Source organism: Idiomarina abyssalis (assembly GCF_019797805.1).
In the GTDB taxonomy this organism is placed as follows: domain Bacteria; phylum Pseudomonadota; class Gammaproteobacteria; order Enterobacterales; family Alteromonadaceae; genus Idiomarina; species Idiomarina abyssalis.
Genome location: NZ_CP081832.1, coordinates 815,271 through 835,268, shown reverse-complemented (window position 1 = coordinate 835,268; position 19,998 = coordinate 815,271). Strand labels below are relative to the sequence as shown.

19 protein-coding genes are annotated in these 19,998 nt (G+C 46.2%); 4 read left to right on the top strand and 15 right to left on the bottom strand.

All coding sequences use genetic code 11. From position 1 onward, the window contains the following. Positions 1–12: 12 nt before the first annotated feature. The 11 genes from nqrM to K5X84_RS03890 form a co-directional block, all read right to left on the bottom strand. The gene (nqrM, locus tag K5X84_RS03940; protein ID WP_199494595.1) at positions 13–225 is read right to left on the bottom strand and encodes a (Na+)-NQR maturation NqrM; all 213 of its coding nucleotides are present in this window, start codon (positions 223–225) and stop codon (positions 13–15) included. An 8-nt stretch (positions 226–233) separates the two neighbouring features. Beyond that, a complete protein-coding gene (locus tag K5X84_RS03935) occupies positions 234–1,265 on the bottom strand; it encodes an FAD:protein FMN transferase (RefSeq protein WP_222236733.1) in 1,032 nt (343 codons plus the stop codon). 3 nt (positions 1,266–1,268) lie between these two features. After that, positions 1,269–2,495: an NADH:ubiquinone reductase (Na(+)-transporting) subunit F gene (nqrF, locus tag K5X84_RS03930; RefSeq protein WP_054486917.1), complete on the bottom strand. Its 1,227-nt coding sequence runs from the start codon at positions 2,493–2,495 to the stop codon at positions 1,269–1,271. 37 nt (positions 2,496–2,532) lie between these two features. After that, on the bottom strand, positions 2,533–3,141 hold the full coding sequence (gene nqrE / locus K5X84_RS03925) for an NADH:ubiquinone reductase (Na(+)-transporting) subunit E (RefSeq protein ID WP_054488475.1): 609 nt from the start codon (positions 3,139–3,141) through the stop codon (positions 2,533–2,535). Between the two features lie 5 nt (positions 3,142–3,146). After that, the gene (locus tag K5X84_RS03920) at positions 3,147–3,779 is read right to left on the bottom strand and encodes an NADH:ubiquinone reductase (Na(+)-transporting) subunit D (protein WP_222236732.1); all 633 of its coding nucleotides are present in this window, start codon (positions 3,777–3,779) and stop codon (positions 3,147–3,149) included. Beyond that, positions 3,772–4,548 carry a Na(+)-translocating NADH-quinone reductase subunit C gene (locus K5X84_RS03915; RefSeq protein WP_222236731.1) on the bottom strand — a complete coding sequence of 259 codons (777 nt, stop codon included), beginning with the start codon at positions 4,546–4,548 and terminating at the stop codon, positions 3,772–3,774. The genes K5X84_RS03920 and K5X84_RS03915 overlap by 8 nt, the downstream gene beginning before the upstream one ends. Next, the gene (locus tag K5X84_RS03910) at positions 4,541–5,743 is read right to left on the bottom strand and encodes an NADH:ubiquinone reductase (Na(+)-transporting) subunit B (RefSeq protein WP_199494593.1); all 1,203 of its coding nucleotides are present in this window, start codon (positions 5,741–5,743) and stop codon (positions 4,541–4,543) included. The genes K5X84_RS03915 and K5X84_RS03910 overlap by 8 nt, the downstream gene beginning before the upstream one ends. Before the next feature lie 3 nt (positions 5,744–5,746). Beyond that, positions 5,747–7,087, bottom strand: a complete 1,341-nt coding sequence (locus tag K5X84_RS03905; protein WP_199494592.1) for a Na(+)-translocating NADH-quinone reductase subunit A — start codon at positions 7,085–7,087, stop codon at positions 5,747–5,749. Positions 7,088–7,262: 175 nt separating this feature from the next. Beyond that, on the bottom strand, positions 7,263–8,441 hold the full coding sequence (gene fabV / locus K5X84_RS03900; RefSeq protein ID WP_054486907.1) for an enoyl-ACP reductase FabV: 1,179 nt from the start codon (positions 8,439–8,441) through the stop codon (positions 7,263–7,265). An 84-nt stretch (positions 8,442–8,525) separates the two neighbouring features. Then, positions 8,526–8,846, bottom strand: a complete 321-nt coding sequence (locus K5X84_RS03895) for a BolA family protein (protein ID WP_054486905.1) — start codon at positions 8,844–8,846, stop codon at positions 8,526–8,528. Positions 8,847–8,962: 116 nt separating this feature from the next. Then, a complete protein-coding gene (locus K5X84_RS03890) occupies positions 8,963–9,439 on the bottom strand; it encodes a hypothetical protein (protein WP_199494590.1) in 477 nt (158 codons plus the stop codon). A gap of 116 nt (positions 9,440–9,555) precedes the next feature. Here K5X84_RS03890 and K5X84_RS03885 point away from each other — a divergent pair, with 116 nt between their 5' ends. Further along, the gene (locus K5X84_RS03885) at positions 9,556–10,866 is read left to right on the top strand and encodes a capsule assembly Wzi family protein (protein WP_222236730.1); all 1,311 of its coding nucleotides are present in this window, start codon (positions 9,556–9,558) and stop codon (positions 10,864–10,866) included. Here K5X84_RS03885 and K5X84_RS03880 read toward each other — a convergent pair. Genes K5X84_RS03880 through K5X84_RS03865 form a run of 4 tightly spaced genes read right to left on the bottom strand, consistent with a single transcriptional unit; the run spans position 10,863 to position 16,086 of the window. Further along, positions 10,863–11,414, bottom strand: coding sequence for a PqiC family protein (locus tag K5X84_RS03880; protein ID WP_054486898.1), 552 nt, complete (start codon positions 11,412–11,414; stop codon positions 10,863–10,865). The genes K5X84_RS03885 and K5X84_RS03880 overlap by 4 nt on opposite strands. Continuing rightward, positions 11,407–13,047, bottom strand: coding sequence for an intermembrane transport protein PqiB (gene pqiB / locus K5X84_RS03875; protein ID WP_054486896.1), 1,641 nt, complete (start codon positions 13,045–13,047; stop codon positions 11,407–11,409). Before pqiB ends, K5X84_RS03880 begins: the two co-directional genes overlap by 8 nt. Further along, complete coding sequence (locus K5X84_RS03870) at positions 13,044–14,294, bottom strand: PqiA/YebS family transporter subunit (RefSeq protein ID WP_199494588.1); 1,251 nt, start codon at positions 14,292–14,294, stop codon at positions 13,044–13,046. Before K5X84_RS03870 ends, pqiB begins: the two co-directional genes overlap by 4 nt. Then, positions 14,257–16,086, bottom strand: coding sequence for a cation:proton antiporter (locus K5X84_RS03865; protein ID WP_054486894.1), 1,830 nt, complete (start codon positions 16,084–16,086; stop codon positions 14,257–14,259). The genes K5X84_RS03870 and K5X84_RS03865 overlap by 38 nt, the downstream gene beginning before the upstream one ends. A 174-nt stretch (positions 16,087–16,260) precedes the next feature. On the opposite strand from K5X84_RS03865, the gene K5X84_RS03860 reads away from it, so the two are divergent. Genes K5X84_RS03860 through K5X84_RS03850 form a run of 3 tightly spaced genes read left to right on the top strand, consistent with a single transcriptional unit; the run spans position 16,261 to position 19,995 of the window. Further along, positions 16,261–17,286, top strand: a complete 1,026-nt coding sequence (locus tag K5X84_RS03860; protein WP_222236729.1) for a Fe(3+) ABC transporter substrate-binding protein — start codon at positions 16,261–16,263, stop codon at positions 17,284–17,286. A gap of 21 nt (positions 17,287–17,307) precedes the next feature. Then, complete coding sequence (locus K5X84_RS03855; RefSeq protein WP_222236728.1) at positions 17,308–18,936, top strand: ABC transporter permease; 1,629 nt, start codon at positions 17,308–17,310, stop codon at positions 18,934–18,936. Beyond that, positions 18,937–19,995, top strand: a complete 1,059-nt coding sequence (locus tag K5X84_RS03850) for an ABC transporter ATP-binding protein (RefSeq protein ID WP_222236727.1) — start codon at positions 18,937–18,939, stop codon at positions 19,993–19,995. Positions 19,996–19,998 lie beyond the last annotated feature (3 nt).

Here is a 19,998-nt window from a genome sequence, read left to right as displayed (position 1 = left end):
TTACTAAAAGGGTCAATGAATCTGATTTTCCTTCCAGACTTCTTCTTTCTTCATTCGCTCTTTGCGTTTCTCGCAAGGGTTGTCACAGTCACAGGCCTTTTCCATGCCTAATGCACCAATGCCACCACAGCTGCCAGAAATTGTTTTTCGTTGCACCATATAACCAATGGCCATCGCCAGTACAACGATTACAAACAAAGCGAATACCATTATAAAGGTTTGCATTAAAACTCCTACTCCTGCTCGCTCAACAACGGCTTGAATGCGTCGCTGATATACTCATTAAAACCGTCTTCTGTTTTATAGATGAGCATGACTGCTAAATTCTGTTTCCGCGCAAATGCTTTTGCTTTATCGGTTCCCATAACCAGTAAAGCCGTTGCATAAGCATCAGCAGACATCGTATCGTCCGCATAGACTGACACCGAAACTAAATTGTGCTGTATTGGGTAGCCTGTCGCCGGATCAATAATATGTGAATAGCGACGCCCATCTTCTTCAAAGTAGTTTCGGTAATCACCGGATGTTGCCAACGCGCCGTCTTTAAATTGGACAACACGTTGCACGGCTCGTTCCGTAGAAACCGGTTTTTCGACAGCCAGCCGCCAAGACGCTTCATCAGGCTTACCGCCTTTGGTAAGAACTTCACCACCAATTTCCACAAGGTACTGCTTTATCCGCAGCTGATCGAGTAAATGGCCAACTCGGTCAACACCATAGCCCTTTGCTATTGTTGATAAATCGACATACATCTCGGGGTTATCTTTGATCAGTTGATGGTTCTCAACACGTAGCTTCTGGTAACCTGTTTTTTCACGAACGGTCTGTAGTTCTTTGTCAGACGGCTCTTCTTCCGGCCTCGCCTGAGGACCAAAGCCCCAAAGGTTAACTAAGGGCCCAACCGTTATATCGAGAGCACCCTCGGTTTGCTCTGCAATTTCTAAAGCACGAGTCACCACTCGCTCAAGCTCACGGCTAATAACTACCGGCTCAGTACTTTCAAATTGATTAAATTGAGACAGTTCAGAATTCGGGTCGTAAGTCGACATCTGGGCGTTTACACGTTCCAGCACAATATCAACTTTACGCTTAATCTCTTCTTGATTGTGTCTGGGGTCTTTAGTGTATAGCGTAACACTGTAAGTTGTTCCCATTGTTTCGCCGCTAAATGCAATTTTTTCTGGTGCATCTGAGCAAGAAACTAAAAAGGCCAGCCCCATAAGGGCTAGCCAAATTTTAGCGTTCGATACTTTCAGGAACATCATGGATTAACCACCAAAGTCATCCAGCATAATGTTCTCGTCTTCGACGCCTAAGTCTTTCAACAAATTGATAACGGCAGCGTTCATGACCGGAGGTCCACACATGTAGAACTCGCAGTCTTCCGGCGCATCATGATCTTTAAGATAACGCTCATAAAGAACATTATGAATAAAACCAGTATCGCCTTCCCAGTTATCTTCCGGCTGAGGGTCAGACAAGGCCACGTGCCAGTCAAAGTTGTCATTCTCTTCGGCCAGCATATCGAAGTCTTCAACATAGAACATTTCTTTCTTCGAACGCGCACCGTACCAGAATGAAATCTTGCGATCAGTCTTCAGGCGACGCAGTTGATCAAAAAGATGCGAACGCATTGGCGCCATACCAGCACCACCACCAACGAAGACCATTTCTGCCTCTGTTTCTTTAGCAAAGAACTCGCCAAATGGACCAGAAATAGTGACTTTATCGCCCGGTTTCAGACTAAAAATGTACGATGACATTTTACCCGCTGGCAGACTTAAGTCGTTCGGCGGCGGCGTTGCTATGCGAACGTTCAGCATAATAATGCCTTTCTCATCTGGGTAGTTCGCCATTGAGTAAGCACGTACAACTTCTTCGTCAACCTTAGACTCAACATCAAAGAAACCAAAACGGTCCCAGTCAGCGTGATATTCTTCAGAAATATCAAAGTCTTTGTACTTCACATGATGAGGCGGAGCTTCAATTTGAATAAAGCCGCCCGCACGGAATGGTACTTCTTCGCCTTCCGGCAACTGAACAATGAACTCTTTAATGAAAGTGGCTACGTTATCATTCGATTTAACCGTACAGTCCCACTTACGAATACCGAAGACTTCTTCTGGTAATTCAATTTTCATGTCCTGTTTAACGTTAACCTGACATGAAAGACGGCAGCCTTCGCGAGCCTCACGCTTAGTAATATGGTCAAGCTCTGTTGGCAGAATATCACCGCCACCCTCTTTAACCGTAACGCGACATTGGCCACATGAACCACCGCCACCACAAGCAGACGACACGAAAATGCCTGCGTTTGCCAAAGCACCCAGAAGCTTCGTTCCAGGTTGGGTCACGATCTTTTTGTCTTCGTCGTCATTAATCAGGATTTCCACGTCACCTTGAGGTACCAATTTTGATTTTGCGAACATGATAATCGCAACCAAAACCAGTACGATGACAGTAAACATCCCTACACCGAGATATATCTCTTGCATCGATTCGTACCTTTCTTTTACCGATTCAACACACTGGTTATAAGGATACGCCGGAGAACGACATAAAGCCCAAACCAATCAGACCCACTGAAATAAAAGTAATACCTAAGCCACGTAAGCCATCAGGTACATCTGCATATTTCAGTTTTTCGCGTACTGCAGCCAAAGCAACAATTGCTAAAGCCCAGCCAACACCACTGCCAATTCCGAACACGACTGATTCACCAAAGTTATAGTCACGCTCGACCATAAAGGCTACGCCACCGAAGATAGCGCAGTTAACAGTTATCAGGGGCAGGAATATACCCAGCGCGTTGTAAAGTGCGGGCACGTATTTATCCAGCGTCATTTCCAGAATTTGCACCAACGCCGCGATAACACCGATGAAGGTCAAAAACTTCAAAAAGCTTAGATCCGCATCAGGGAAACCGGCCCAATCCAGGGCCCCGGGCGCTAGGATATTGTGGTAAATAATATTGTTTACCGGTACCGAAATACCCAAGACCACAATAACCGCAACCCCCAGACCGAATGCTGTCTTAACTTTCTTAGATACTGCCAGAAAAGTACACATACCTAAGAAGAATGACAACGCCAGGTTTTCAATAAAAACTGCGCGGATGAACAGGTTGATATATTGTTCCATGACCATTACTCCTTAGGTTCAACTTGTTCAGTGCGGAAGGTACGTAGTACCCAAATGAAACCACCAATGATAAAGAAGGCGCTTGGAGGCATTAGCAGAAGCCCAACAGGCTCGAACCAACCACCTTGTGATGCCAGCGGTAAAATCTGCACATCGAACAAGCTGCCTGAACCAAAGAGTTCACGCACAAAACCAACCACAAGTAACACGATAGAGTAACCTAAACCATTACCAATACCGTCTAATAACGACATAAACGGTGTGCTCTTCATCGCGTAAGCCTCAGCGCGGCCCATAACGATACAGTTAGTAATGATCAAGCCAACAAACACCGATAACTCTTTAGAAATTGAGTAGGCGTATGCCTTGAGTACTTGGTCTACCACAATTACCAAACTTGCGATAATCGTCATTTGAACAATGATACGAACGCTTGACGGAATGTGGTTACGGATGATCGAAATAAATAAGTTTGAGCATGCGACAACCGCGGTTAATGCAATACACATAACCAGGGTGTTGCTCATTTTCGATGTTACAGCCAATGCAGAACAGATACCAAGAATCTGCAGTGCGATGGGGTTGTTGGCAAATATCGGTCCGAATAAAACGGACTTCATTTCTTTTACACTAGCCATTGTTCAACTCTCCCTCACGAAGTTTCTTGAGTAATGGACCGTAACCATTTTCGCCCATCCAGAATTGAATTAGGTATTCCACACCATTACTAGTCAAAGTTGCACCCGATAAAGCATCAACTTCGTGCTCATCGCTAGCGCCACCTTTTACTACTTCAAACTGAACGTTACCGTCCTCACCGTAAACTTCTTTACCTTCCCAAGATTTAACCCAGTTAGGATTCGTAATTTCGCCGCCTAGTCCTGGTGTTTCTGAATGCTCGTAGAAGTTAACACCTTTAACGGTGTCAAAGTCGTCTTCTAACGCAAGCAGTCCGTACATGGTTCCCCACAAACCTTGGCCACGTATATGCAGCACCAGACCTGTTGTTTCACCAGATTCACTCTTAACCAAATATATTTGTGTTAAGTTTTCACGCGTTCCGATGCCTGCAGGATCGTTCTTTTTCTCAAGCTTAGTACTGGTTTCAGGGTCACCAGCTGCTTTACGATTACTGAACGATGTGGGGTCAACATCATCTTTCACACTTAAATCTTCAAGGCTGACAACCATAGTGTCAATGCGCTGATTATAAGTTTCAACGATATCAGTATCGGCTTTTAGAATACCGGCAGCATCCAGAACGTTTTTCTGCATATCAAGAGCAGCGTTCTTTTCCTGCATTGGCTTCAGACCAATAGCAGCACCAGAAACAACAATTGAACAAACCAGGCAAAGCGCTAGCACGACACCAACGGTCTTGCCTAAACTCTCATTTTTCTTAGCCATTACGCGCTAACCTCCGTTTGATATTTGCCTGTGCTACAAAATGGTCAAATAACGGTGCAAATACGTTAGCAAATAAAATGGCCAACATGATGCCTTCCGGGAATGCCGGGTTAATAACACGGATCATGACCGTCATAAAACCAATCAACAAGCCGTACGCGAACTTCCCTTTATTAGTAAAGGACGCAGAAACCGGGTCAGTTGCCATAAACATCATCGCAAAGGCAAAACCACCCAATACTAAGTGCCAATACCAAGGCATCGCGAACATTGGGTTAGTTTCGCTGCCAATCAGGTTCAATAATCCGGAGAACAGAACCATACCGACAAAAGTACCCAACACGATACGCCAGGAGGCTATACGGAAATAAATTAATGCTAAACCGCCAATCAAAATTAGCAGTGTAGAAACTTCACCTACTGAGCCCTGGATGTTTCCTAGAAACGCATCCCACCAAAGCTCGGTGTCGCCGTAATTCATATTACCCAAAGCAGCTTTACCCAGGTTAGTCGCACCTGAGAAGCCATCAACCGCGGTCCAGATTGAGTCACCAGACATGCTTGCAGGGTAAGCAAAGTACAAAAATGCACGACCCGTTAGTGCCGGGTTAAGGAAGTTACGGCCAGTACCACCGAAAATTTCCTTACCAATAACGACACCAAAAGTGATACCCAGAGCAACCTGCCATAGCGGCGTTGTTGCCGGTAGAATCAATGAGAATAAAACCGAAGTAACAAAGAAACCTTCGTTAACTTCGTGCTTACGAATTGACGCAAACAATACTTCCCAGAAACCACCGACAATAAAGGTCACCGCATAAATTGGCAGGTAGAAACAGGCGCCATACCACATTTTGGCTATCCAGCCAGAGTCAGCCCCCAACTCGCCACCAAACAGGTGGAACAAGCCAACCTGCCAGATATCAGCGAGTTCATAGCCATTAACCAAGGCCATAGCAGCCTGGTTACCAACGTTATACATACCCCAGAACATTGCCGGGAAGGTCATCATCCACACCAAAATCATAATGCGCTTAAGGTCGATACGGTCACGAACGTGCGTAGCCGACTTAGTCACGGTACCAGGTGTGTACAAAACAGTGGCTACGGCTTCATAAAGCGCGTACCACTTCTCGTATTTACCGCCTTCTTCGAAGTGCGGTTCAATACGCTCGAGAGTGTCTTTCAAGCTCATGGGTTAGCCTTCTTTCTCAATCTTAGTGAGACAGTCACGCAGCACCGGGCCATATTCATATTTCCCAGGGCAAACATAAGTGCACAATGCGAGATCTTCTTCGTCCAACTCCAGACAACCTAATTGCTGACCTTCATCAGTGTCTCCTGATAGCAGATCACGCAATAGCAATGTTGGCAGAATATCTAGTGGCATTACTCGTTCGTAATTTCCAATAGGTACCATTGAACGCGAAGAACCATTCAGCGATGTCGTCATGCTGAAAAGTTTTTTCGGATTGAAATGTCCTGCGTATGCGCGGGTAACCGAGTGCAAATCGGAGCCAGGACGTATCCAGCCCAGAAACTCTTTATAATTACCTTCAGGAATTACGCTGACTTGATTATGGAACCGACCTAACCAGGCATGATCATCATCTGCAGTATGCCCATGCAAAACTGAGCCTGAAATAATTCTCAAGTTGTCGCCATTAAGCTCACCGTCGGTCAACTCATGCAGGTTTGCACCTAAGCGGGTACGAACCAAGCGAGGTTCTTTAACACCTTCACCAGCAACTGCCACTGCGCGGTCAGTAAAAACTTCACCTGTGGTAAATAATTTACCGTATGCAATGACGTCTTGATAACCAATGTGCCATACAGGACGTTTAATGCTCGCAGGCTGCAAGAAATGTATATGAGTACCAACTAAACCTGCAGGGTGAGGACCAGAAAAGGACTCTAAAGTGACATCAGCGTTGCCAGTGTCGACTTCCGCATCACCCGATTTACAAACGAACAACTTGCCTTCAGTCAGGTTTGACAATACGTTCAAACCATCAATAAAAGCCTGTTTTTCTTCATTGATAAATAAAGTCGGGTCACCCGTTAGTGGGTTGGTGTCCATTGCATTAACGAAGATAGCGCTTGCTTCTGCGTCTAATGCCGGAGTCTTACTGTAAGGACGGGTGCGAAGCGCAGTCCACTGACCCGACTCAACCAAAATGTCCTGAACTTTTTCACGACCTAATGAGTTAAGTTTATCGCTATCAAACTTATCAAAAGTGACTTTATCATCACCTTCCAATTCGATAACAACGGCCTGCAGTACTCGACGCTCACCACGCAGGATGTCTTTAACTACACCAGCACCAGGGGCTGTGTATTTGACACCAGGGTTTTTCTTATCCTCGAAAATCAACTGACCTTTTTTAACTTGATCACCGACTTTCACGTGCATGGTTGGGCGCATACCCACGTACTCTTCACCTAGGGTAGCGACCGTCGTCACAGCCTTACCGTCGGATAGTTTTTGCTGGGGCGCCCCTTTGATAGGGATGTCCAGCCCTTTCTTGATCGTAATCATATGCGTTTGCACTACTCGTTAAGGGAAGATTCATCACAACCAGCCACTAAGACTGGAAACCTGAATAATCAAATAGTTACCGACACAAGCAGCCCCCTCCAGGGGTGCTTGTTATCGGCAACCTGAAATATTTTCCACACTTATCGGTGGGATTTTAGCATTTTTCCCACAACGCTTACCAGTTTACTTTTGGATCAATATCAGCATCGTAATCAACATTATCGAAGCCAAAACCGAATAAATGTAAGAAGTCCTGATGGTAGCCTTCATAATCAGCAAGTTGATGGAAATTGTCCTGCGTTACCTGTTCCCAAAGCGCCTCGACCTTAGCCTGAGTTTTATCGTTGGTTTCATAACCATCCATATGCAGGCGGCCAGCATCATCTAACTCTGGGTTGCTGTTATAAAGACCTTCTGTGAATAGCCGATAAATTTGTTCAATGCAGCCTTCGTGCGTGCCCTCTTCTTTCATTACTTTATAAATTAAAGAGATATAAAGAGGCATTACCGGAATAGCAGAACTTGCCTGAGTAACAAGTGCCTTCAATGAGGAGACATAAGCTTTCAGGTTTAGGTCATCGTGTTCAGAAACCAGCTCTGAAGCAGCGCGGTCAAGATCTTCTTTAGCCCGGCCGATAGTCGCATGACCATAAATTGGAAGCGTCAGCTTTTTACCAATATAGGTGTAAGCCGTTGTTTGGCAGTCTTTAGCTAACACATCGGCGTCGTGCAAGGCTTTAATCCAACGTTCCCAGTCTTCACCACCCATTACCTTAACGGTATTCGCGATATCGTCATCGGTCGCAGGATCAAGCGTCACTTCATGCACCTGATCTTTATCGGTGTTGTAAGTTTTGGTGGTGTACTGTTTGCCAATTGGCTTTAATACGGAGCTATAGACTTCACCGCTTTCGGGGTCTTTACGCTTAGGTGACGCCAAGCTATAAACCACGAGGTCTATTTTACCCATGTTTTGTTTAATGTAATCGAGACTTTCCTGCTTAATTTCGTCAGAAAAAGCATCGCCATTAATAGAATGGAAAGCTAAGCCGGCTTTATCCGCTTGCTGATGAAAAGCCGCGGTATTGTACCAGCCTGCTGTTGCTGTTCTCTTTTCAGTGGGTTCTTTCTCAAAACACACACCCAGTGTATGGGCGTCACTGCCGAACGCAGCGGTAATTCTTGACGCAAGCCCGTAACCTGTTGAACAGCCTATGACTAAAACATTTTTAGGGCCATTGGAAATAGGAGGTTGGTTACGGACAAATTCGATTTGACGTTTAACGTTTTCAGCACAGCCCACCGGGTGAGCATTAGTACAGATAAAACCGCGAATTTTTGGCTTAATGATCATAGTGATGTATCCCTGTTGTTCGCATTATTTTGGCTATTGTAACCAATGCGAACGCAGGAACACATCAGACATGCGTATTTTTTCTTAATTTGTCGCTATTTTTGACCCACCGAGGCAATTTGGTGAGCGCCTAGATTCACCTAGCTGCTCCCATTCACCTTGCGTGTAGGTGTGCAAAGCCAAAGCGTGAATATGGTTCATCAATTCGTCTGCTAAAATTTTATTCACCGCGCGGTGTCGGTTAATTAACCTTTCCCCGCTAAATTTTGGCGTTACCAGAGTCACTTTAAAATGAGACTCAGCATTAGCACCGGTTGAATGCATATAGCTTTCATCTTCCACTTCCAGATGAACTGGTGTGAACGCTTCTCTCAATTTATTCTCAATAATTAACCCGATAGACATAACTGATCCCCTCTGCGTTCGCCTTAAGTAACAAGTTTAGTTGAGTTCTGTCGAACCGCAGAAAATTTTTACGAATAACAACCTAACTCTACGAATTTTCAATAAATAAAGTTTTCTTAATATTCAGAGTCATCCACAGCCACATAACAAACCTCTGGAATGGAAGATAAGGTTACGACCGCGGGGAAAACGGCATCAGCAACGCTCCCCCTGGAATCTCCGGAAGGTTTTACAATGTGGTAACGCTGAGCGCTCACATTTCCTTCTATCTGCCATAGCAATATATCCGCTTCCTCAAACAGTTTTGCCAATGCCTTTAAGCCCTCTTTCCTATAAGGAGGAAAGGCTGTGCTTTCGCCTGACAAGCGCCAGCCTCTTAATTCAGACTTTGATCCCAACAACGATTCATTAACACGATCCCGACAAAAACTAACCTCAATTGTCGCCTTACTCAGTTGCCAGCGCTCATCTGGTAACATACTTTCATCCAGTGCTTTTACTTCCGCACTGCGCAAACCTGTTGACTGTTCCTGGCTACAACCAATCAACAGCGGCAAGAACAGCACGCAAAACAAAATATTTTTAAAAGTCATAACCAAACCTCCGGAGCTTCACATTATAACTGAAAAGCTCAGATAAACCGTTGTCTTAGTGTTAAAATTTCTGGCAATATAGAATGCAATTTGTCATAGGGATTCAAATCAGTTTCATGTCATCCAACTCATTTATTCGCAATACGCTCATAATCGGTAGTTTTAGCTTACTTCTTACTCCTGTAGCTGTCAGTTCCGTCTGGATTGAAGCTAATGATGTCGAATTACGAAATAGCCTGACAGTTTTGGCGGAGTCTGGACTGATTAAAACCCCGATACAACAATTTCCGGTTACCTGGAAAAGCCTTTTACCCGAGCTCGATGCGCTTGAAATAAAAGAGCTAAGCACAACACAACAACTAGCTCTAAGGCATGTACGCCATCAACTTTCGCAAGCTCAGACCGGCCCTAAAACACGTTGGTACATTGGTGCAACGGACAGTGAGCAAGTCGTTCAGGACTACGGTGATGATATTTATGAAGAAGGTAAAATCAGTTTAAGCAGGAGTATGCACGGTACCAACTGGGCAGCAAGAATTCAGGTAAACTACCGTCAGGACCCTTTCGAAGGTGACCATAAGAAAACATTAGATGGCAGTTACCTGGCTTATAACCTCAACGACTGGAGTTTCAGCCTGGACTCTCTACCTTTACGCTGGGGGCCGGCAGAACATAGCAGTCTGCTTTTTTCAAATAACGCACGTCCTATGCCTAAAATTCGAATCGACTATGCTCCGGACTATCCTCCTGCGGGTATGAATCCTTTTAAAATTAGCTTGTTTAGTGCTTATCAGGATGATGGTTACAGTGATTACTATCAGGTCAACGGTATCCGCTTTTCCAGTCAGTTATTTCAGCATTTGTGGTTTGGAATCAGTGCTATTGAGCAAAGTGCTGATAACCGGCCGGATAACCGTATGTTAACAGCCGATGCCCGAACGGGTTTTGACTGGGGAGCGCATCAGTTTTCAGCTTACGCTGAACTCGGCATTGACCGTAAACTGGAGTCCGATGACAAACCTGCATATACCCTGGGTGCGCAATGGATGACCGGCTCAACTGAGCGTCGCCACAGCGTGACTGTTGAATACAGTCAACTTGATGGCGGAACAGAGCACGACTTTTACTCGTTAGATGAAAACCAAAAACAGTACTTTTTACATCACCAACGTAATCCCGGATCTCCATTCCCACGCCAAAGTCAGACCGTATCGACAAGTTATCGTCAGTTTTCTGCTGACGGCTCGGCCTGGACGGCATTACTGAGCCACAGTAAAAAGAAAAACGATGAAACCTTATCGAGAGCTCTGCTGAGAAGAACAGAACCGGCATTTTCAGGGTTGATTAAACTTTCGCTGCAATATATTGATAGCAGCAGTTACGACAACGAAGTCGGTATACAAATAAGTGGTGAGTGGCGCTTCTAACGCGCCACTTTATCGCCAACACCCAGGCTAATCGTGTCCATCACATTCAGCCATGCCGTATCGAGTGCGTTAACCAACGCCGGGTAACCATCGTTTCTCAGCGGAACTTTCTCGGTAAAAGCTCCCTCAAGAACAATTTGAGCATCAGCACTTTGATATTGCCAATGCCCGGCAACAACAGCTCTTGAGTCATTGCTTCCGTAAAAATCGTCAACCCAAATGGTTAACTTCCCGGCGCAATCGTCAGTAAGCAATAATCTCTGAGCACTGCGTTGCAGCTGGTGAGCTAAGGGCGTACTCCATCGATGCTGACGAGCACTATGCCAACGAGTTTCATCTTGCTGGAGCTGCAAACCTGGTTTTGACGCAGAATCACCTACAAAAACCGGACGTTTATTTGCCAGGCAAAGCGCCTCCGCTGACTGGCTCAGATGAGGCAGCCGGTATTGAGTCACTTCATATGAGTTAGAAGAGCACCCCGTTATTAAGACCCCTATAGCGGTCAGACCAACCAACTTTAGTACTCTGACAATAAATCCATTATTCATAGGCTTTTGGCTCCGGATCAGGCTCAACAGATGGGCTGAAAATAAGTGAATTCGGTTGTTCCTGCAACAGCTCAATAACAGGCTTTAACTCACGTGAAAGCTGTTCAATTTCATTTAATGTCTGGTTGAGTTGCTGCCGGGTTGGAGACCCTTCACTAACGCTGCCCGTTAGCTCTTTCAACTGAATCAAGTTTTGTTGCAATAACTCTGGCAGCTGTTGCACCTGAGGCTGCTCGACAATTCGAGTCAGACTATCAGAAACGCTTTCCAGCTTCTGTGCGGTTTCATCAACCGACTGCATTGCTCCTGAGAAGTCACTCAACCCTTGCTCAAGAGGAAGTGCATTAAACTTATCCATCAGTTCCGTCAGCTTTTCTTCTAACCGTGTGAAGTCACTGGCCATAGCCGGCATGACCGGATGCCCGGCAAAAGTCTCCGCAACATCAGCTTGTTGTGCATTCGGGTAAAACCTGACATCAACAAATAACGTATTTGTTAGCAGGTTTGACGCCCTGATATTCGCTCTTAATCCTTGTTCGAATAAGTCAGGTAAGCGATCTTTCCAACTTTCAATATCGGTATTTGCGACCAAGCCTCTTAAACGCTCAGGCTCAAACCGAATCAGTATCGGAATACGCTTTAAAGGCGCTTCTTCACTCTCATCCGGGAACCAGCGCAAAGGGACTTCCCTGACCGTTCCAACACGTACCCCTTTAAATTGTACCGGGGCACCTTTATCCAGTCCGGAAACGGACTCATTTAACAGTACAACGTAGTCAATACCATGGATATAGCCTTGCTGCTTTGCTTCCTCAAGGCTTTCAAATAACTCAAAATTCTGCTCGCCTGTCAGCTTATCACCCCTGGGCTGCCCCTCAGGCACACCAAAAGTTACGCTGGCACCCAACAGCGACTCTAACGAGCCAAGTGCTAAGTCCAGCCCCTGGGAGTTCCATTGAATAGATACCCCACGCTGCAACCAGAACCGTGTATTTTGAGTAACTAACTCGTCGTACGGCGCTTTTACAAAAATTTGGTAACGTGTTTCTCGCTCATCCACTAAAAACTCGGCTTGTTCAACTTGGCCAACGGTAAACCCCTGGTACTGAACTGAGTCCCCTACAGTAACGCTTGTTTGCCCTTCGCTTGTGAGGGTTAAACGGCGTCCCGGTGTTTCCTGAGGCGTTACCGGGGGCTGCTCTAATGCTTTAAAGTGAAATTGTTGATCTTTTGAATCTCCTGGCTGCAATCGAATATAAGCACCAGAAAGCAAGGTTCCCAAACCGCTGACGCCCTGCCGTCCAATTCTGGGTTTAACCACCCAAATGCGCGTATCGGCATTAAGCATTCTTTCGGTTCCCTCATTCATAGCCACTTCAGCCACTGCCGAAGAGAAGTCATCAGATAACCGAACCTCAGTAACCTGCCCAACGTCGACATTACGAACCCGCACCTGAGTTTTTCCAGCTTCAAGACCTTCAGCGTCCGCAACTTCAATAGTAATGGTAGGGCCTGCCCCACGGGTATCCTGCCAAACCATCCAAAGTGCGACCAGAAGCGCCAGCAATGGCACAATCCAGACCGGAGAAATACCTACGGATTTACGAACCCGGGTTGTCGAATTTTCAGTCATTTATGTGCCTCTCGCCAGAATAAGCGCGTATCAAAACTCATAGCTGCAAGCATAGTAAGAACAACAGCAGCTGCAAAGGACACTGCCGCACTGCCAGGATATACCGACATAACAGTCCCACCCCGAACTAAAGCGACCAGTATTGCTACAACGAAAATATCAATCATTGACCAACGTCCTATCCAGTCGGTTACTTTAAACAATAATAAGCGATTCTGGACAATGGCCGGCGTTTGCCTTTGAGCCAGTAGCAACAACACAGCCAGTGTTAAAACTTTCGCGACCGGAATAACCAGGCTGGCGACAAAAATAATTACAGCTACAGGCCTATCGCCGGCCTGCCATAATTCAGTAACCCCGCCAATAATGGTTGCAGGCTGCTCGTTGCCAAACCGTACCGTTTCCATTACCGGCAGCCAGTGCGCTGGAATTAGCATAATAGCGCCAGCAAAAATTAATGCCAAAGTTGTCCCCGGCTTCCGCCACCACGCTGTTTTCTGCGGCTCGGTGCATTGGTAACATTTATCGGCGTCTTTAGCGTTTAAGGCATGGCAAAGTGGGCAGGTCTGCAAATCCTGCTCATTTGCTGTCATTCCAGCTTGCACATGTATATTGGGTCGGGATGTCGCCATATAGTAGTCCCATATCGGTGTACGTTTAGCTCTCTCGTACACATACAATAGTAGAACGACAAAAACACTGAAGCCCCAAAACCCCTCAAGTAAACGAACCTCTGCCAGACCCGATATTTTCACCAATGACACCAGAGTCCCGAGTAAAAAAACATCAGTCATTAGCCAGGGTTTCAAATGCTCCATTAAACGCAGGAAGTATCGGTTTAATCGGTTACTGCCCGAATTATGGATCTGGCTGTACACCCATATAAGGCTAACAAGGTACAAAACGGGAATTAGAATAACAGTCAAAAGGACTAAAACGGCCAATACTTTTTCGTGAAAAAAGGAAAGCTGCCAGGCTGCATCCATCAACGTCATCGATTGCTCAGAGCCGGTTACCGAATAGCTGATAAAGTTGACCTGTAAGCTAGCCAGCAGTAAGACTAAAGCTGCTGCCGCTATAGCCACCAGGGTGTGATGCCTGGTAGCCGCACCTTCCAGGAAATACCCACAACGTGGGCACTCAGCATGCTCACGTTTTGAAAGCTCGGTTCGTTGGCTTACCCAGTCACACTGAGGGCAGCCAACAACGTCAGTCTGTTCCCTTTTCGCCGCCTTTTTCGCTATCATTTTCTTCAGGCTCCGCTGAAATCATGGCAATTACAGTCCACCCTGGCTGAGGAATCAACTCACGCTCCGTGGTAAAAATATAAACCTTTTCTGCGTCATCCAGCGCAAACATCGGTAACGCTCTTGTCCCATATTTCTGTTGATAATCAGCGAAACTGAAGCTATCGGTAATGGGCGTAGACTTAATTTTCGCCCCTTTAAAGTTAAGGCTGGCAAGTTTCGAATAGGTAACACTTTCGCCAAATAAGTTAAGTGTCTTTCGGTAGCTTTCAGTTAGCTGGTGGCTGGCACGATAATCCTGCTCACCGCCATTTAGCCCATGCACTTTCTTAGAGCCAAACCAGTCCTGGTAGTACATTGATACAAGTGGGTTAAGTTGTTTATAGGGAGACATGACTAATAGCCTTCCAAGGCCGGTCAAATCAATATTATTGGCAGCATGCTCCGAGGCAGGGTTACCAAAGTACACCGGTAAATTGTCCATACGGGCCAGCTTAATATTCTCCCAGTTGGTGTCTGCCAGGCGCACAGGAATACCGCTCTCCTGTAAACTTTTGGCAACTGCCCGCGCCATTTGGTTGGCCCCAAAAATCAAGAAACCTTTGGCTGAGGGCTCTAATAAGCCCAGCATTCGGGCTAATGGTTTCGCCGTTAAGCTTTGCAAGACAACCGTTGTCATTATTACCAGGAACACTAAAGGAACAACCGCCGCGGCTTCAGTCCAGCCGGACTCTTCCATTTTCAAAGCAAATAACGCCGAAACAGCGGCCGCGACAATACCTCTGGGCGCAATCCAGGATAATAAAACCTTATCTTTGAACCTCAGCTCGGTTCCTATAGCTGAAAGCCATACAGCTAAAGGTCTTACTGCAAACAAAATAATGGCCAGCAGAATAACCGCGGGCATTCCCAGCGCATCAAATTCAGCGAAATCTAGTCGTGCAGCCAAAATAATGAACAGAGCAGAAATCAGCAATACACTGAGTGTTTCTTTAAACTCCAGTATTTCTTCCATATTCAGATTACGGGTGTTGGCCATGACCATACCCATAACCGTAACGGTTAATAGACCAGATTCATGCTGTATGGCATTCGACAGAGCGAAAACACCCAATACGATAGTGAGCGTTGCAACATTCTGTAAGTAATGCGGGAACCAACCTCTGCCCAGTGCAAGACCTAACAAGCGAGCAGCTCCCCAACCTAAAGCAAAACCAAGAGCAACAGTTGTCGCGAACGCCTGAAGCGCATGTAGGAAAGCAACGTCCTGACTGGCGATAATAAATTCATACACCAATACCGCCAGCAAGGCACCGAGCGGGTCAATAATAATCCCTTCCCAGCGCAAAATATTAGCGAGCTTATTGATAGGCCGAATAGAGCGTATCATTGGCTGAATAACTGTGGGGCCTGTTACCACAACTAACGCACCAAATAACGCCGAAATTTCCCAGCCATAGCCCATAATAAAATGCGTCAAAACTGCAATGACCACGAAAGTAACCAACATACCAATACTGACCAGGTTGGTTACCATTCGGCCATGCCCGCGAATTTCTTCAAACTTCAGCGTGAGACTGCCTTCAAACAAAATAACGGCTACCGCCAGAGAGACAAAAGGAAAGAGCAAATCTTCAAATAACGCATCCGGCTCCAATAACCCCAGAGTGGGTCCCAGCAATAAGCCACAAATAAGCAAAGGCAGTATTGCCGGCAGCTTAATGCGCCACGCTAACCACTGACAACAAATGGACAGCACACCAATCAGGGCAAGCAATGATAAGTCAGACATAAATTCTCCGCTGAAAGTAAGTCATTTTTAGAATAGCAGAAGCTAATACCTTGACTACCCTCAAATACCGAATTTAGATGACTATTTTTTAAATGAGAATGGCTATCATTATTTGTTTTGTTTGATATAATCATCGCGTTTCGACCATATAGAGTTCGTAAAGGAGTCTTTTAAATGCGTAAGTTAAATAAATTATTAGCCTTGCTTGCCGCGACTTCTGCGACACTGGTGTCTTTCACTAGCGCCGCCGCTGAAGTTAATATCTACTCAGCGCGAAAAGAAGCCCTGATCAAACCCGTTTTAGAAAAGTTTACCGAAGAAACCGGTATTGAAGTTAACTTGTTAACAGGTAAAGCCGATGCATTGCTTGCCCGCCTTAACTCAGAAGGTGAAAATACACCGGCTGACTTATTTCTAACTGTAGATGCCGGCGCCCTTCACCGTGCGGTTGAAGCTAACGCATTCCAGGCAGTAAATTCCGACACAATTGACTCTGCAGTTCCTGCTCATTTCCGCTCTTCCGATAACCTCTGGTTCGGACTCAGTTTACGTGCCCGTCCTATTTTTTATTCGCCAGAGCGTGTAAATCCAGAAGAATTAGAGTCTTATTTAAGCCTGGCTGATGACAAGTGGAACGACCGCATTTGCATTCGTTCTTCCAATAACCTGTATAACCAGTCCTTAGTGGCAGCACTGATTGAACACCACGGCGCAGAAAAAACAGAAAAGTGGGCAGAGAATTTTGTCGCAAACTTTGCGCGTAAACCCGTAGGTGGCGACCGCGACCAGATTAAAGGCGTAGCCTTTGGTGTTTGCGATGTAGCTGTAGCTAATACTTACTACTTTGGCCATATGCTGAACTCAGATGACGCGGAAGAACGTGAAGCCGCAAAAAAAGTTAAAATATTCTGGCCAGCTCAGGATCAACAAGGTGCTCATGTTAACGTTTCCGGTATCGGCGTGACAAAACATGCGAAAAATGTTGAGCAGGCTCAAAAATTGATTGAATTCCTGGTCTCTGAAGAATCACAAAAATGGTACGCTCAGGCCAACTATGAATACCCGGTTCGCGAAGGTGTTGAGTGGAGCGAAACGCTTCAACAGTGGGGCGATTTCAAACAGGACGATATCGAAATGGATATCCTCGGTGAAAATAACGGCGATGCCGTTCGTCTGATGAACCGCGCTGGCTGGCGTTAATTTGTATCAGGAGATACGCAAATGAACCGTGGCACGCTATTGCTGTTTGCCGTCGCGGTGTTGATAGGGCTACCACTTATTGTGGTAGCTTTGTCGTTATTAAACCCTCAATGGGACACCCTATACCATTTATGGCAAACCGTTATACCAGAGTATATCGGTCACTCCCTGATCTTGTTATTCGCCGTTGGTATTGGTGTCACTTTATTAGGCGTCAGTACAGCCTGGTGCATCAGTCAGTATGACTTTCCCGGTTGGCGCTGGACAAGTTGGGCATTATTGCTGCCATTAGCCATGCCAGCCTATATTACCGCCTATACTTATACCGGCTTACTCGACTACGCAGGACCGGTACAAGGACTGGTTCGGGATATATTTTCTGTCAGTATTGGCGACTACTGGTTTCCCGAAATCCGCAGCCTCAGCGGTGCGGTTTTTGTTCTTTGTATTGTACTTTACCCTTACGTCTATCTTATTACTCGCGCCGCCTTCATGCAGCAGTCCACCACAGCGTTTGAAAGTGCAAGAACCCTGGGCGCCAGTTCGCTAAGAAGTTTCTGGAAAGTCGCACTTCCTTTGGCGCGCCCTGCTATTGCAACCGGTGTCACTCTGGCATTAATGGAGACTCTGGCTGACTACGGTACGATGGAGTACTTTGGCATAACGGTCTTTACAACGGGAATTTTTCGCACCTGGTACGGCATTGGTGACGCACAAGGCGCGTTGCAACTATCAGCGCTTTTACTGGTTTTCGTCATTATACTCATCATGGTCGAGCGATATTCTCGTCGCCGCGCCCGTTTCTATCAACAGCGCTCAAGCACCAGAGCACCTCAGCGCCGCCCTTTAAGTGGCTGGCGCGCAGCGGTTGCGTCTTCAGTTTGCTGGCTTCCTGTTGTTCTTGGCTTCGCCATACCGGCATCGCAACTTCTGTGGTGGTCCATACAAAAATCTGAAATTTGGCAACAAAGTGCGTTTTGGGTTTTAACCTTTAATACGCTTTGGTTAGGGCTGTTAGCAGCATTAATTACGGTTGCTTTGGCGCTTTGGCTTGCTTATGGCCGGCGTCGCCACCCGACACGACCACTGCGGGCGGCTATCAGTCTGGCCGGTATGGGTTATGCCATTCCGGGTATCGTTATCGCGGTAGGGTTACTGTCCCCATTAGCCTGGCTCGATAATCAAATTATCACTATCAGCGAATGGCTGTTTAACTTTAACCCCGGGTTATTACTGTCCGGTACCGTCATAGCGCTGCTGTTTGCCTATAGTGTCCGCTTTCTCTCTGTGTCACTACAAACCGTAAACTCAGGACTTGAACAAATTACCCCACAAATGGATGACAGTGCCCGCACCTTAGGTGCGAGCGGCAAGCGTATTTTATGGCGAGTTCATTTACCACTGCTGCGCAGCCCATTGTTAGCCGCTCTTATTCTCGTTCTGGTGGATGTTATGAAAGAGCTGCCGGCAACCCTGGTATTAAGACCCTTTGATTTTAATACGCTGGCTGTGCGGGCATTTGAAATGGCATCCGATGAAAGGCTTGCCGATGCAGGCCCTCCGGCTTTAATGATTGTCGCGGTCGGTCTTATTCCGGTTATTATGTTATCCCGTGCTTTACGCAGTAATTCGATAAAAACAGGTGAGTAAATGAGCACACTACTGAATATCGATACCGTCAGTATCCAACTTTCCGGTGACCTTATTGTCGACAGGCTCAACCTGTCTTTAGACCCCGGGGACATTGGCTGTCTGTTAGGTCCCAGTGGCTGCGGTAAAACGACCCTGTTGCGTGCTATCGCCGGTTTCACTCCTGTTTCAGGAGGGAAAATTGAACTGCATGGCAAGACGGTATCGTCCGACAAAGTACAGTGGCCAACGGAGCAACGTCATGTCGGCATGATGTTTCAGGACTTTTCACTGTTTCCGCACTTAACCGTTGCCGATAACATTCGCTTTGGTATTAATCAGTTGTCGAAAACCCAGCAGGATGAGCGCATTAAAGAGTTACTCATCCGTATTGGTCTTAATGGTTACCAGAACCGCTACCCCCATGAGTTATCTGGAGGACAACAGCAACGTATTGCTCTTGCCAGAGCGTTGGCACCAAAGCCCAAACTCATGTTACTCGATGAACCTTTCTCAAGCCTCGATGCAGAATTAAGAGAAGTACTGGCTCACGACGTCCGGCGTTTACTTAAAGAAGAAGGGATTACGGCTTTGCTGGTAACTCATGACCAGCAAGAGGCTTTTGCGATGGCGGATAAGGCTGGTGTCATGTATTCCGGTCAACTGCTCCAGTGGGAAACACCTTATGCGCTATACCACCAGCCAACTCACCAACTGGTCGCTGACTTTATTGGCCGTGGTGTGCTGCTTAATGGTGAAATTAAGGATCAGGAGCTGCACTGTGCATTTGGCACCATTAAACATTCTCAATTAAGTAATAAACCCGATATGAGCGTGAACTTTCTTGTTCGCCCCGACGATGTATTGATCAACAACAAGAGTGAAATGAAAGCCATTGTTGTTGGTTGCGGGTTCCGCGGTTCTCACTATCTCTATACTCTGGAACTTTCAGACACCAGTCATGTACTTGCGGTAGGTCCTTCTCACCAACCCCTGCAAACTGGCGAGCAAATTGGTTTTGATATCGACTTTGATCATTTAGTCGTCTTCGATTCATCACTTTGTGAACTTCCGGACTGAAGC